The sequence below is a fragment of the Nocardioides nematodiphilus genome, assembly GCF_020216525.1.
GTDB classification, from domain to species: Bacteria; Actinomycetota; Actinomycetes; order Propionibacteriales; family Nocardioidaceae; genus Nocardioides; species Nocardioides nematodiphilus.
On record NZ_JAIWOY010000004.1, the window covers coordinates 364,089 to 378,105 of the forward strand.

The 14,017-nt window shown below is 70.1% G+C and carries 12 protein-coding genes; 3 read left to right on the forward strand and 9 right to left on the reverse strand.

Translation table 11 applies throughout. The annotated features are described in order from the left end of the window. The first annotated feature begins 61 nt into the window (after positions 1-61). Together KSO98_RS09875 and KSO98_RS09880 are read left to right on the forward strand one after the other, a co-directional pair. Complete coding sequence (locus tag KSO98_RS09875) at positions 62-412, forward strand: hypothetical protein (RefSeq protein WP_225285296.1); 351 nt, start codon at positions 62-64, stop codon at positions 410-412. Positions 413-554: 142 nt separating this feature from the next. Then, positions 555-1,268 (forward strand): response regulator, encoded by a 714-nt coding sequence (locus tag KSO98_RS09880; protein WP_225285298.1) that lies wholly within the window; start codon positions 555-557, stop codon positions 1,266-1,268. 121 nt (positions 1,269-1,389) lie between these two features. On the opposite strand, the gene KSO98_RS09885 is transcribed toward KSO98_RS09880, so the two are convergent. The 9 genes from KSO98_RS09885 to KSO98_RS09925 all read right to left on the reverse strand — a co-directional run bounded on the left by KSO98_RS09885 (position 1,390) and on the right by KSO98_RS09925 (position 12,609). Continuing rightward, positions 1,390-3,582 (reverse strand): methyl-accepting chemotaxis protein, encoded by a 2,193-nt coding sequence (locus KSO98_RS09885; protein ID WP_225285299.1) that lies wholly within the window; start codon positions 3,580-3,582, stop codon positions 1,390-1,392. A gap of 164 nt (positions 3,583-3,746) precedes the next feature. After that, a complete protein-coding gene (locus tag KSO98_RS09890) occupies positions 3,747-5,675 on the reverse strand; it encodes a methyl-accepting chemotaxis protein (protein ID WP_225285300.1) in 1,929 nt (642 codons plus the stop codon). A 335-nt stretch (positions 5,676-6,010) separates the two neighbouring features. After that, positions 6,011-6,493 carry a chemotaxis protein CheW gene (locus tag KSO98_RS09895; RefSeq protein WP_225285301.1) on the reverse strand — a complete coding sequence of 161 codons (483 nt, stop codon included), beginning with the start codon at positions 6,491-6,493 and terminating at the stop codon, positions 6,011-6,013. After that, the gene (locus KSO98_RS09900; protein ID WP_225285302.1) at positions 6,490-8,769 is read right to left on the reverse strand and encodes a chemotaxis protein CheA; all 2,280 of its coding nucleotides are present in this window, start codon (positions 8,767-8,769) and stop codon (positions 6,490-6,492) included. The genes KSO98_RS09895 and KSO98_RS09900 overlap by 4 nt, the downstream gene beginning before the upstream one ends. A gap of 128 nt (positions 8,770-8,897) precedes the next feature. Further along, positions 8,898-9,131: a carbon storage regulator CsrA gene (gene csrA, locus KSO98_RS09905; protein WP_225285303.1), complete on the reverse strand. Its 234-nt coding sequence runs from the start codon at positions 9,129-9,131 to the stop codon at positions 8,898-8,900. A gap of 69 nt (positions 9,132-9,200) precedes the next feature. Beyond that, on the reverse strand, positions 9,201-9,626 hold the full coding sequence (fliW, locus tag KSO98_RS09910; protein WP_225285304.1) for a flagellar assembly protein FliW: 426 nt from the start codon (positions 9,624-9,626) through the stop codon (positions 9,201-9,203). After that, complete coding sequence (gene flgL / locus KSO98_RS09915; RefSeq protein ID WP_225285305.1) at positions 9,623-10,546, reverse strand: flagellar hook-associated protein FlgL; 924 nt, start codon at positions 10,544-10,546, stop codon at positions 9,623-9,625. Before flgL ends, fliW begins: the two co-directional genes overlap by 4 nt. Before the next feature lie 2 nt (positions 10,547-10,548). Continuing rightward, the gene (flgK, locus tag KSO98_RS09920; RefSeq protein ID WP_225285306.1) at positions 10,549-12,129 is read right to left on the reverse strand and encodes a flagellar hook-associated protein FlgK; all 1,581 of its coding nucleotides are present in this window, start codon (positions 12,127-12,129) and stop codon (positions 10,549-10,551) included. 3 nt (positions 12,130-12,132) lie between these two features. Continuing rightward, positions 12,133-12,609: a flagellar protein FlgN gene (locus KSO98_RS09925; RefSeq protein ID WP_225285307.1), complete on the reverse strand. Its 477-nt coding sequence runs from the start codon at positions 12,607-12,609 to the stop codon at positions 12,133-12,135. A 361-nt stretch (positions 12,610-12,970) separates the two neighbouring features. On the opposite strand from KSO98_RS09925, the gene KSO98_RS09930 reads away from it, so the two are divergent. Next, entirely contained in the window at positions 12,971-13,810 is an 840-nt protein-coding gene (locus tag KSO98_RS09930) for a sigma-70 family RNA polymerase sigma factor (RefSeq protein ID WP_225285308.1), read from the forward strand. Positions 13,811-14,017 lie beyond the last annotated feature (207 nt).

Sequence of the window (14,017 nt, forward strand, 5' to 3'; positions counted from 1 at the left end):
CGTTGTCAGTCCAGGTGGGTAAGTCTCACCTCGAGATCTGCCGTAAGGGGAGGAAGCAGCAGTGGAGCGACTCGATCTCGACCTCAATGCGTTCAGCCGTCGTGCCGGCTCGATGGAGGTCGCGCACTCGACCACCCGGCTCGCGCGTGGCCTGGAGCCCGGTGAGCGAGTACTGGTCCGCGACGGCGAGGAGTACCTGATCGCGACCGTTCGCGACATCAGCTTCGACCTGACCGACACCCACTACCGCCTCGAGCTCGGCGCCGCGGTCACCCACGACGACGTCGCCATGCTGCTCGCCGAGACCTCCGGGTCGGGCCCGATCGACCTGAGCGCCGTCCTGGGACTGCTCCGCGACGCCCGTCACCTCGCCTCGCGCCGCTCCTACCTGGCCGACGCCGTCACGCCCTAGCGGCTGCCCGAGGAGGGCGACACGGCCCTCCACTGTTCCTCGTATAGTCCGTTCGGGCCATCTTCCCTGGTCCTATCCGGACGAATGGCCGTGACCGTGCACCTGATTCCGCGGTGGGCCGCTCCTCAAGGACAATGGTCCTATGCAGGACGGTCAGATTCGCGTTTTCCTCGTCGACGATCACGAGATCGTGCGCCGCGGCGTGCGCAGCATGCTCGAGGCGGAGGGCGACATCCAGGTCGTCGGTGAAGCCGGCACGGCGCGCGACGCGCTGCCGGCGATCCTCGCTCTCGCTCCGGACGTCTGCGTCCTCGACGCCCAGCTCCCCGACGGCTCCGGCATCGACATCTGCCGCCAGATGCGCGAGGCCAACCCGGACATCAAGGGCCTGATCCTGACAAGCTACGACGACGAGCAGGCCATTACCTCCGCGATCCTCGCGGGCGCCGCTGGCTACGTCCTCAAGCAGATCGAGGGCAACAGCCTGGTCAGCGGCATCCGGCTGGTCGCCAGCGGTCACACGCTCATCGACCCGGTGATCGCGTCCCGGGTGGTGCAGCAGGTCCAGTTCCACCGCCGCGCGTTCGACGTGCTCTCCGAGCTCACCCCCCAGCAGAGCAAGATCCTCTTCCTCATCGCCGAGGGCCTGACCAACCGGCAGATCGCCGAGCGGCTGTTCCTCGCCGAGAAGACGGTCAAGAACCACGTCACCGGCCTGCTCGCCCGCCTCGGCGTGCAGCACCGCACCCAGGCCGCTGTGCTCGCGCACCGACTGCGCGACGGCAGCGGCAGCTCGCTGCCGGCACCGCGGCGCGCGGGCGACCTCGACGCGCCGCGTTCGCCTGTCCGCGGCTGAGCCGGGACACCTGAGCTTTTCCACTCCTGGGAGGGAGAAGCCCGGGAAGGCTGCCCCCGCAGCCTTTCCGGGCTTGAACGTCTCCGCCGGCCGGCGCCGATCCCGGCGCCGGCCTCTGCGGCTAGTACCGGAAGCCCGCCAGCAGGCGGTCGAGGGTGCCGGCCGCGCCGGTGAGCGAGGTCGCCGCCTGGGCGGTCGCCCCCGCTCCGGTGAGCGTACGGTTCGCCGCCACGGCGACCTCCGAGATGTCACCGGCGATGCCGTGCGAGCCGGCGGCCGCCTCGGTCACCGAGCGCGAGATGTCGTTGGTCGTCGCGGTCTGCTGCTCCACGGCTGCGGCGATCGAGGTCTGGATCTCGTTGATCCGGTCGATCACCTCGCCGACTTCGGTGATCGCCTCGACCGCGGAGGCGGCATCGCCCTGGATCGACTCGATCTTCTGCGAGATCTCCTGGGTGGCCTTCGCGGTCTCCGCGGCCAGCTCCTTGACCTCGTTGGCGACCACCGCGAAGCCCTTGCCCATCTCGCCGGCCCGGGCCGCCTCGATGGTGGCGTTGAGGGCGAGGAGGTTGGTCTGTTGCGCGATCGAGGTGATCAGCGCGACGACCTGACCGATCTCGGCACTCGAGGTGCCGAGGCTGTCGATCGTGGTGCGCGCCGATCCGGCGACGGTCACCGCCTGAGCCGCGACCGTGGAGGCCGAGGTCGCGTTGCGGGCGATCTCGCTGATGCTCGCCGACATCTCCTCGGCAGCGCTGGCTACCGAGGCGATGTTCGCCGAGACCTGCTCGGAGGCCGCCGAGACGCCGCCGGCGAGGTCGGAGCCGCGCTGGGCGCCGGCTCCCAGCTCCTGGCTGGTCGAGGTGAGCTGGACGGAGGCGGCACTGACCGAGGCGGCGGTCTGCCCGATCTCGGCCATGTTCTCGCGCAGCGACTCGGTGAGCCGGCGCAGGGCGCTCGCCATCTGCCCGACCGCGTCCTCGCCGTCGACCTCGAGGGCGCGCGTCAGGTCACCGGCGGCGACCTGCTGGACGTAGGAGAGGACGATCGCGACCCGGGCCGCGGTCTCCTCGGCGAGACGAGCGGCCTCGGCGGCACGCGTCGCCTCGGCCTCGGCCTCGGCACGCTCTCGAGCGCGCTCGCGCTCGCTCTCCTCGGCCGCGCGGGCGCGCTCGGTCTCCTCGGCGGCACGTTGGGCCTCGAGGCGCTCTCGCTCCATCTCTGCCTCGCGGGCAGCCGCCAGACGCTCGGACTCGGCCTTCTCCTCGGCCGCGTGGCGATCAGCCTCCGCCTTCTCCAGGGCCGCGAGGCGGTCGCGCTCGACCTGCGCCTCGCGCTCGATCAGGGCGGCCGCGGCGGCGGCGTCCGCCTCGTCGAGGAACCCGACCACCTGGTCGAGAGAGACGGCGATGGCGCCGACCTCGTCCTGGTTGCGGTGCTCGACCCGACGGGAGCGGTCGCCGCGGGCGATCGCCTGGAGGGCGAGGACCACCTGGTTGAGCGGGCCCGCGATGGAGCGGATGATGACCCAGGCCAGGGCGATGATCGCGATGAGGCCGACGACGGCCGAGCCCATCAGGAGGCTGCGCCCGGAGCTGGCCGCGGCGCTCGCGGCGGCCTTCGCCGCGGCGGTGTCGTGGTTGAGAAGCTTCTGGAGCTTGTCGAACTCGGCCGGGATCTGCGCCGAGACGTCGCCGTTGCTGATCGTCTGGATCTGCAGCGCCTTCTCGAGGTTGTCGGCCTGCGTGAAGTCGTAGGCCGACTGGGAGAACTGGTCGAAGGTCTTGATGTCGGCCTGCAGCGTGGAGAGCAGGGCCTTCTCCTCAACGGTCGGGCTCATCGCGAGGGCCGTGGTGAGCGCCTCCTGCGCGCCCTTCGAGGCGTCCTGGACGTCGCCCCAGGTCTGCGCGGCGAGCTTGGCGCCCTCGGGGGTGCCGACGGCCAGGCACGCGACGAACATGTTCATCGCGTCGTCGTCGGCGAGGAACTGCTCGTACGCGACGTGGGCCTGCGAGCGGAGCGCTGCGGCGGCGTTGATCCTGCCGGCCGACGCGCTGACGCTCTGGAGGCGGGTGACGCCGATGGTCGCGAGGACCACGAAGAGGACTGCAGCGATCGACGCCATCGCGATGAGGCGCTGGGTGATCGTCACCCGGGTCAGGACGCCTGCCTTCGCGCGCGCGGACACCTCCGCCGGGGCGGCGATGGGCGCCGCCGCGGGGGCGTCCGGCTGGGACAGGGTCTCAGCGGGGTCCGCGGCCCGAGCCGGCGGCACCGTGAGGGCGTCGAGCGCCTCGGGGATCTCGGTGACCATGTCTGCTTCATCGGCCTGGATCGCCGAGACTGCGGAAGACCGCCCAACTCTTTACCATAGGGCGGAGAACTGGGCAACTGTCACGTCGCCTCAGGTCGCTTCCACGGCGCCAGTGGCCGGCCCCGGTCGGGGCCGGCCACTGTTCGGGCACGCTGGAGCGTCGCTCAGAGGGTGAACCTCGCGACCAGCGCGCGCAGCTCGGTCGCGATCGCCGACAGGTCGGTCGCCGACTGCAGGGTGTCCTGCGCCCCCGCCCGGTTCTCGGCGGCCGCCGAGGCCACCTCGGTGATGTCGGAGGCGATGCCGTCGGCGCCGGCTGCGGCCTCCGTCACCGAGCGGGCGATCTCGTTGGTGGTGGCGGTCTGCTCCTCCACCGCTGACGCGATCGTCGACTGGATGTCGTTGATCCTCGCGATGACCTCGGCGATTCGGCTGATGGCGGCGACCGCGCTCTGGCTGTCCGCCTGGATGGCCTCGATCCGACCGGAGATGTCCTCGGTGGCCTTGGCGGTCTCCTTGGCCAGCTCCTTGACCTCGTTGGCGACCACCGCGAAGCCCTTGCCGGCGTCGCCGGCCCGAGCTGCCTCGATGGTGGCGTTGAGCGCCAGCAGGTTGGTCTGCTGCGCGATCCCGGTGATCACCTTGATGACCTGGCCGATCTGCGCGCTGGACTCCCCCAGCGACGCGACCGTCTCCTGCGCACCGCCTGCGACCTGGACCGCCGACGTGGCGACCGTCGCCGCCTCGGTGGCGTTCTTGGCGATCTCGCGGATGCTCGCCGTCATCTCCTCGGCCGCGGTGGCGACCGTCTGGATCGACGAGGAGACCTGGACCGAGGCCCCGGAGGCGGACTCCGCCCGCTCGGAGGTGAGCGAGGCGCCGTTCTCCATGCCTCGTGCCACCCCGGTGAGCTGCTCGGCCGACGCGCTGAGCGTCTGCGCCGAGCCACCGATGTTGGTCATGCTGACCCGGAACTGTGCGACCAGATCGTCCAGCGCGCGCCCGACCCGGGCCACGGCGTCCTCGCCCTCGAAGCCGAGACTGCGGGTCAGGTCGCCGGTCGAGGCGTGCTGCACCATCTCGAGGATCCGCTCGACGCCCTGGGCCGTATGGGCGGCCACGGAGCGGTCACGGGTGTCGCGCTCGATGGCCTCGAGCCGCTGCGAGACCATCCGCCCGACGTTGCGCAGCGCGTCGAGGCGCTGGGCGCTCGGATGGAGCGTCTCGGTGGCGAAGAAGTCCATCGTGCCCACGACCCGGCCCTCGACCATGATCGGGAAGCAGACGCCCGACTTCACGCCGACCCGCTGTGCGACCGGGGCCCGGACGCAGTCGGTCATCTCGCCGATGTCCTGGGTGAAGAACAGGTCCCGCTGACGCCACGCCCGGCCCGACAGGCCGACGCCCTCGGCGAAGGTCGCGCCCAGGGTGACCTGATGGAACTCCGGCCCGGCGTCGCCGGACTCCAGGTGGTAGTGCAGGAGGTCGTCCTCCTCCACCGTCCAGTAGGAGCCGTACGCCCACCCGAAGGCGCAGCGCACCGTGTCGAGGGCCGTACGAACGGCCTGCTCGGCGGTGGTCGCGTGCTGGAGCGAGACGAGCACCTCGTTGACCGCGGCGGTGTCGGCCTGCGCCTCGGTGGCCTCCCGCTCCATCCGCAGCTTGTCGGTGACCACGTCCCAGGTCGCCATCGCGCCGACGTACTCGCCCTTCTCGTCGTGGATCGGGCTGACGAGCAGGTCGAGGGTCTCGGGACCCACGCCGATGTTGGCGCGGCGCGGCAGCTGCTTGGGGTCGGAGAGGATGCCTCGCTGGTAGGCGGGCGTCTTGTGGAAGACGTCCAGGCTCGAGCCGACCACCTGGTCGGCCTTGACCGGCAGGTGCTCCTCGAGACGCCGCAGCGTCGCCAGCGAGGCCGGGTTCATGTACTGGATGACGAAGTCGCGGTCGGCGAACATCATGTTCGTCGGGCTGTTCTCCATCATCGAGCGGAGCCGGGCGGTGCTGTTCTCCCGCTCGAGCTGGGGCGTGACGTCGTCCATCTGGGCGATGGCTCCGACGAAGCGACCGGCGGCGTCCAGGAGAGGTTTCACATTCAACTGTGAGACGCGACTGCCGATAGGCTGGGTGATTGAAAGTGGAAGCGCTTCCCGGTGGCGGCCGGGGCTCTTGGCCTCAAGGGCGAACAGGATCACCTGGTCGAGCGGCAATCCGATCACCGCATCGGGCGAGTAGGGCAGGTGTTCCCGCACCTGCCCTAGCGCCCGATGTGCGGCCGGATTGACGTATCTGACGACCAGATCGGCGTCCGCCACGATGGATGGGGTCTCGATGCTGTTCAGGACGACGCGATAGCCCTCTGCGTCCGGAACGGCAGGAGCCCCGGGCCCGGCGGTCACGCCGGTCCCGAGGCTCGTCACCGGTTTCGTCACGATGTTCCTCCCCCTGGAGATTCGACGACGGCGAAGATGTCGACCGCACGATCCGCGTCGAGCACGAGCAGGACCGCGTCGGACATCGGGCGTACGCACTGGACGACGTCCGCCAGCTTCGCCGGCATGGTGGACGGCACGGACTCCACGGAGAGCCCTGCCGTGTTGATCACGTCACCGATGTCGTCGACGAGGAGACTGACCACCTCGCCGCGGCTGCGCACGATGACGTTCATGGGCAGATCGCCCTCCGCCCGGGGCGGTAGCCCCAGCCGGACCCGAAGATCCACCGCGGTCACGATCTGACCGCGCAGGTTGATGAGGCCGCGGACGGCGTCATGGGCACGCGGCACCGGGGTCATCGGCTGGTGCCGCAGGACCTCCTGGACCTCGTTGACCGAGACGCCGAAGAACTGACCGGCCACCCAGAAGGTGCAGTACTGCTCCGCGACGGCGACAGTGGCGGTTGCGGTGCTCATGCGATGACTCCTGTACGGGCGACGACGGCCTCGAGGTCGACGATGTCGGTGACGTGGTCCTGGACCACAGCGGAGCCCTTGACGCCGTAGCGGCCGCCGACCTCGCTGAGGACGAGCGCGCTGTCGACGACGTCGAGGACACGGTCGATCACGATGCCGACCGAGCGGTCAGCGAGCTCGTGGACGATCACGGAGACCTGCTCCTGGCGGTCCGAGGTGTCCAGCAGGCCGATGGCCGGTGCGAGCCGGACGAGCTGCAGCAGCCCGTCGCGGTACTGGACGACCTCGACGGAGCCGGTGCGCTCGATCCGATCGTGCGGGAACTCCTCCAGTCGTGCGACCGACGCGAGCGGCAGCGCTGCGCGGCGGCCGTCGGAGACCTCGAGGACGAGCAGCGCCGTACGGTCCTCCTCGTCGAGCGAGGCCCGGGCGGTGAGCAGCTCCTGCTCGACCGCGCCCACGCCCTGCTCCTGGGCCATGCCCGGGATGTCGAGGATCAGCGCGACCTTGCCGTCGCCCATGATGGTGGCGCCGGCGTACATCGCGAGCTCCTTGAGCTGGCGACCGATCGGCTTGACCACGATCTCCTGGGTGTCGTGCACCGCGTTGACGCACAGGCCGAAGCGGACGTCGTCGGCCTGGACGACGACCACCGTGAGGTGATCGCTCGGCTCCGGCCGCCCACCGAGCGCCTCGGCGAGATTGACCAGGGGCAGCAGCCGGCCGCGCAGACGCAGCACCGGCGCACCCCCGAGGTCCTCGACCTGGCGCTCGAGGTCGTCGCCCTCGATCCGGACGAGCTCGACCAGGTTGGCCTGGGCGATCGCGTACCGCTCCTCGCCCTCGCCGACGACCAGCGCCGGGATGATGGCGAGCGTCAGCGGGATGCGGATGCGGAACGTGGAACCCTTGCCGACCTCGCTGGAGACGTCGACCGAGCCGCCGATCCGCTCGATGTTGGAGCGCACGACGTCCATCCCGACGCCGCGGCCCGAGACGTTGGTGACGGTCTCGGCGGTGGAGAAGCCGGGCCGGAAGATCAGGTTGACGATCTCCTTGGTGTCCATCCGGGCGAGCTGGTCGCGGGTGATGACCCCGCGCTCGAGGGCGACCGCGGAGATCCGGGCCGGGTCGATGCCCTTACCGTCGTCGCGGATCTCGACGATGACCTGGCCGGACTCGTGGAAGGCGCGCAGGCTGAGGATGCCCGTACGGGACTTGCCGGCGGCGACGCGGTCCTCGGGCCTCTCGATGCCGTGGTCCATGGAGTTGCGCACCATGTGGGTGAGCGGGTCCTTGACCGCCTCGAGGACCGAGCGGTCCATCTCGGTGTCGTGACCGTCCATCTGCAGGTCGACCTCGCGGCCGAGCTGGTGGGCCAGGTCGCGCACGATCCGCGGCATCTTCGACCAGACCTGGCCGATGGGCTGCATGCGGGTCTTCATGACCGACTCCTGCAGCTCGCTGGCGACCAGGTCGAGGCGCTGGCTGGCACGCAGCAGGTCCGGGTCGTCCTGCGACTCGGTCCGCTGGAGGATCTGGTTGCGGGTCAGCACCAGCTCGCCGACGAGCTGGACGAGGTTGTCCAGCAGGTCGACGTCGACACGGACGCTCGAGTCGGCGACCGAGCGGCGCTCGGTGCCGTCCCAGCCGTCGGTCTCGGCGGCCGGCGAGCCGGCCGGAGCCACCGCGACGGGTGCCTCCACCACGGGTGCCTCGACCACGGGCGCCTCGACGGGTGTCTCGACGACCTCGTCGCGGGGGGCCTGCTCGGGCACGCCGGCCTCGGGCTCCTCGACGGGCGCGTGCTCGACCACCGGGGCGGCGTCCTCGGCCATCGGGGCCGACTCCTCCACCACCGGCTCGGCCGACGGCAGCACGCCACGGTGCTCGAGCAGCAGCTCGATCGCGGCCTGGATCGGCACGACGTCGACGTTGGGGTCCTTGTCGTTGCCGGTGCGCTCGATGCCCTCGAGCAGCAGCCGCACGGTGTCGACCATGCGCAGCAGCGACTCGGCGATCGCCTCGTTCATGGCGTACTCACCGTCGCGCAGCTTCGAGAGCAGGGTCTCGCCGACGTGGGTCAGCTTCTCCAGGCGCCCGAAGGCGAGGAACCCACTGGTCCCCTTGATCGTGTGAATGGTCCGGAAGATGCTCGAGAGCAGCTCTCGACTTCCCGGGTTCTGCTCCAGCTCCACCAGATCGCGGTCCAGCTGGTCGAGGTTCTCGTGGCTCTCCACAAGGAACTCGGCAATGATCTCGGCATCGTCGTCCATCGACTCACCCTCCTAAGCACAGGGCTAGTCGGCATCTGGGCCAGACGGTTGACCAGAACCCGTCAGTGGATTCGCCGGAAGCTGGTCCACCGGGACCTAGGTCGTGGCTCGCGAGACCGAAGAGCGGATCAGCGGCGCTGGCGCAGCGCCTCGGCCAGCGACGCGACCGCGTCCTGGCTCGGCGAGGCGGACTCCTGGTTGGAGTCGGCCAGCTCCTTGAGGAGCTCGGCGCGGTGGACGCTGACCGAGCGCGGCGCGTCGATGCCGATGCGGACGACGTCGCCGCGCACCTCGAGGACCGTCACGGTCACCTCGTCGCCGATGACGACGCTCTCGCCCACACGACGACTCAGGACCAACATGGGAACACGCTATCGCTTCCGTCGACAGTGCGGGCCGAGGGCCGCACAGCCGCAGGGTCGGACAAGCGCTCAGGCGATCAGCGACGCGGCGACCGGGAGGTCGGCGTCGTCGAGGATGACCTGAGCGGCCTTGAGGCTGGTGGTGTTGATGAGGAGGGGGGCGCGCAGGTTCACCGTGGTGTCGGCGAGGGTCTTCGCCGCGTTCACGACCAGCAGCAGGAGGACGTCCTCGACGGCCTCGATGCCGAGCGCGGTGACGGTCTCGTCGGAGACCACCGGCTCGTAGTCGGGGAAGAAGTGCGTCGCCGGGACGACCAGGAACTGCAGGCCGTCGTGGTCGAGCGAGCGCAGCGTCCCGAGGACGCCGGACTCGTCGAGGTGGGCCAGCTCGAACCGGTGGTCGTCCGGGAAGCCCGGCATCGACTCGACCAGCTCGATGACCGGAAGGTCCTGGACGCTTCGCGTCTCGTCGTACGTCGCCACGGCCAGCATCATGACAGGAAGTTCAGGAGACTCTGCTGGGTGGACTTGCCGACGGCCATCAGCGCGGCCTGGTAGGCGGCAGTCATGGACTGCATGTTGATGGTCGCCTCGGCGATGTCGACGTCCTCGACATCGGACTTCACCTTCTGCAGGGCGAGGGTGGTGTCCTGGGAGATCCCGGAGGCGGTGTCGATCTGCTTCATCCGAGCGCCCTCGTCCGCCTGGGCGGCGCCGATGCTGCTCATGTCCTTCTGCAGCGCGGCGATGCTGCTCTGCACCCCGTCGTCGTCGACCGGGTTGGCCCGCAGCGCGTCCGAGAGCGCCTGGAGGTGGTCGAAGACGCTGTCGCCGCCGGCGGTGTCGCCGAAGACCTTCGTGCCCTCCATGTCGACCCGGACGACGGTGCCGTCGCCGACGCGCCGGTTCACACTGCCGGTGTCGCCCTTGTAGACGACCGCGCTGGCCGGGTCCGCCGGGTCGGACAGCACGTACGCCGAGCCGTTCGTGGTCGTGCCGCCGAAGACGGGACGTCCGAGGTACTGGGTGTTCGACAGGCCGAGGACGCTCTGCTTGATCTGGTCGATCTCGTCGGCGATCGCCGACTCGGCGGCAGCGCCGTTGGCACCGGAGTCGGCGCCCTGGAGGGCCAGCACGTACGCCCGGTTGAGCAGCTTGTTGGTGCTGCTGAGCGTGGTGTCGATCGTGGAGAGCCAGGCCGTGCCGTCCTGCGCGTTGCGCTGGTACTGCTCGTTCTGGCCGATCGCCCCGCGCGCCTTCAGCGCGACCGTGGTGTCGGCGGGGGCGTCCGAGGGCCGGTTGATCCGGCGCCCGGTCGTCATCGTCTCCTGCGCGGCGGCCATCCGGGTGGAGGCCAGGCCGATCGAGGAGAGCTCGCGACCGACGAGCATGTGCTGGGTGACGCGGCTGATCATGATCAGACTCCCATCCGGTTGATAAGGGTGTCGAGGACCTCGTTCATCACCGTGAGGACCCGGCTGGAGGCCTGGTAGGCGCGCTGCGCGGCCATCAGGTTGATGGTCTCCTCGTCGATGCTGACGCCGACGGTCTGCTCACGCTCGTCGTCGACCTGGCTGGTCAGCATCGTCTGGTTCGTGGTCTGGGTGTTCAGGCCCGCGACCGTCGAGCCGAGGCCCGCGACCATCGACTGGTACATGTCGCTGATGTTGGTGCCCGAGTGCACGTTCGTCGCGGTGTCGGTCCAGCCGGCCCAGCCCGTCGAGCCCAGCGAGCCGTCGGTCGGGACCGCAGCGGTCGGCTTGCCGAGCAGCACCTCGCTGATCAGGTCGGCGTTGGTCGCGTCGTTCGAGGGCAGCGGGAGCGGATTGCCGCTGGCATCGACGCCGGCCGAGGCGGCGACCAGCTCGGGGTGACCGGCGATCGCGACGGTGAGCTGCGCAGCGGCGCCGCCGGGCTTGGCGGGGTCGAACGAGAAGAAGTCGACGCCGGCGTTGCCGTTCTTGTCGAAGCCGGCGCCGTGCTGCGCGTTGACCACCGAGGAGAGGCCGGTCGCGAGGTCGTTGAGCTTCGCGCGGTAGTCCTTGATCGTGTAGTTGAGCAGGACGCTCTCGCCGCCGAGCTCACCGCTGGTGAGGGCGAAGGAGTCCGCGACGCCCGGCGGGTCGGTCAGCGGGTCCTCGCCCGGGGCGAAGATGCTGTACGAGAGCGTGCCCGTCGTGGTCGGGTCCTGGTCCGGGTCGCCGGAGGTAGCCAGGTTGTTGGCGACCAGCGTGTTGGCCACGTCAGGGCCGATGCCGGTGCCGGCCGGCGGGACCAGCGCGTTGCCGTTGAGGTACGCGGTGTAACGGCCGTCGGGCTGGGCCTCGACGACCGCGCCGGCCTTGTTGGCCAGCTCCAGCGCGATCTGGTCGCGCTGGTCCTCCAAGTCGCCGACGTCGCTGCCGTTCGCCTTGGCCAGGAAGATGTTGTGGTTGAGCTGGGCGAGCTTCTGGGCGTCGTCGTTGATCTGCTTGACGTTCTCCGTCACCGCCGCCTGCTGCTGCTCGACCTCGGTGGCCAGACCGCGGGCCTGGGTGTTGATCGACGCGGCCAGGCTCTGGCCCGCCGCGATCACCGAGGCGCGGGCCGCCTCGCCGTCGGGGGCGTTGACGACGTCCTGCCACGCCTTGCCGTACGCGGTCAGCATCGACGCGACGCCCTTGTCGGAGGGCTCGTTGATCGTCGCCTCGACGCGCTCCATCGAGGCCTGCTGCACCTTGAGGAAGGAGAGGTTGCCGTGCTCCGTACGCACGCGCCTGTCCATCAGGAGATCGCTGAGGCGCTTCACGCTCTCCGTGGCGACGCCCTGGCCGTGGCCGTCGGAGTACGACCAGTGCACCGGCTGGCCGGGGCCACCGACCTCAGCGGCCTCCGCACGACGGCGGACGTAGCCGTCGGTGTTGACGTTCGAGATGTTGTTGTTCGCCGTGTCGATGGCGATCTGCTGGTACTGCAGACCGCTCTTGGCGATGTTGAGGCTGCCGAAGGTGCTGGCCATGAACTACAGACTCCGATCCAAGAGTCGCTTGCGCGGGGCGTCGAGCACCGCGGAACCATCGGGTGAGTAGCCGTCGGCGTTGCCGCCGAGGGACAGGAGCGTCTCGCGTGCCGAGCGGTAGCCGGCGGTGATCAGGCCCCGGTTGGACTCGGAGAGCTCGGCGATCTCGCGGGTCGCGGTGACAAACGCGGTGCGGTGGTCGTCGAGGATCGCGCGCCACGGCTCCGCGGCCGCCTCGGCGATCGCGGACAGGGTGGGCGCCGGGGCGAGCCCCAGGTCCTCCGCGACCTCGTCCGCGGCGATCGCGCGCAGCACCTCCGTCTCGCGCAGCAGCTCCAGCACCTCCTCGACCTCCTTGGTCGAGTGGGCGAGCCAACGGCTGCGGCCGGACGCCAGGATGAGCTGCTCGACCTCCAGCTTGTAGGCGAGCGTCTCCAGCAGCTCGCGCTCACGCCAGAGGATCAGCGACAGCTTCTCCACGGGGCCACCTCTCGGATCACTCGAGCACCAGGTGGGCCCGACAGCGTCCTCATCGCCCGACGGCCGGAGATCCTGAGTCCTTTGCGCGAGGCGGTTGGTGGCGAGCATCCTGGGAAGCCCCGTCGATCTCCCTCCACCCGGTCAGGTAGTTACTCACCAACCGGATGAACCGTGCGGTCCACAACAACGGCACGAGGACCACGGGAAAACGCTTTCCCCGCTCTAGTCCAAGTCGTTGGGCCGGGCATAGTTGCCTGTGACTAGCCTCACTTGGGACCAGGGTCCTGTATTGGGTAACAAGGGTCTTTTACCCCCGCGTTCCCATGGCGTTGCTGATGTTCCGTCCCCCATAGTCCTTCTCGTGACCGAGCAGACTGGCGACCCCCGCGCCGACGAACTCATCACCAGCCACATGCCGCTGGTGGGCCACATCGTCCGAGAGACGATGGGCCGTGTTCCCTCCCATGTGAGCCGTGACGACCTGACCTCCGCAGGCCTCACTGCTCTCGTACAGGCTGCGCAGGCGTATGACGCCGAGCGCGGCGTGCCCTTCGAGCGCTACGCGGCGACCCGTGTCCGCGGCGCCATCCTCGACGAGCTGCGCAGCGTCGACTGGGCCTCGCGGTCCGTGCGTCGCCGGGCCCGCGACCTCGAGGAGACCCGCTCCCGCCTCGCGGGCACCTTCGGACGGACCCCCACCGTCGCCGAGGTCGCCACCGCCGCCGGGCTCAGCGTCGAGGAGGTCAGCGCCAACGACGACGACGTCTCCCGCGCCCAGGTGCTCTCGCTCCAGGGTTCGACGACGGCCTCGCTCGATGAGCTGGTCCCCACCCGGGCGCCGAGCCCCGAGCAGCTGGTCGAGCACCAGGAGCGCCTCACCTACCTGATGGAGGCGATCGCGGAGCTCCCCGACCGTCTCCGGGTGGTCGTGCAGGACTACTTCTTCGCGGAGCGGCCGATGGCCGACATCGCCGCCGAGCTGGGCGTCACCGACTCGCGCATCTCGCAGATGCGCGCCGAGGCCCTCGTCCTCCTGCGTGACGCCATGAACAGCGCGCTCGACCCGCAGCTGGTCAAGCCCGCCGGCAAGCCGAACGGCTGCGCGGCCCGCCGCCGCGAGGCCTACTTCGACGCCGTGGCCGAGCGCCACGCCGCCGGCACCCGTCGCGCCGTCACCCCGGTGCTCGACGCGGCAGGCTAGGCGTCAGGAGCGAAGCTCCTCACCCGCACCACCTCTCCCCCACCCTGTACTACCGGCGAAGCCCGGTGCAGCTCTCGGTCGCTGCACCGGGCTTCGCCGCGTCCGCGCCTCATGATCCACATCCCGCACCCGATAGGTGAGGAGTGAGGATCGCTGTCGTCGGGACCGGGTACGTCGGACTCTCCCTGGCCGTGCTGCTCGCGCAGC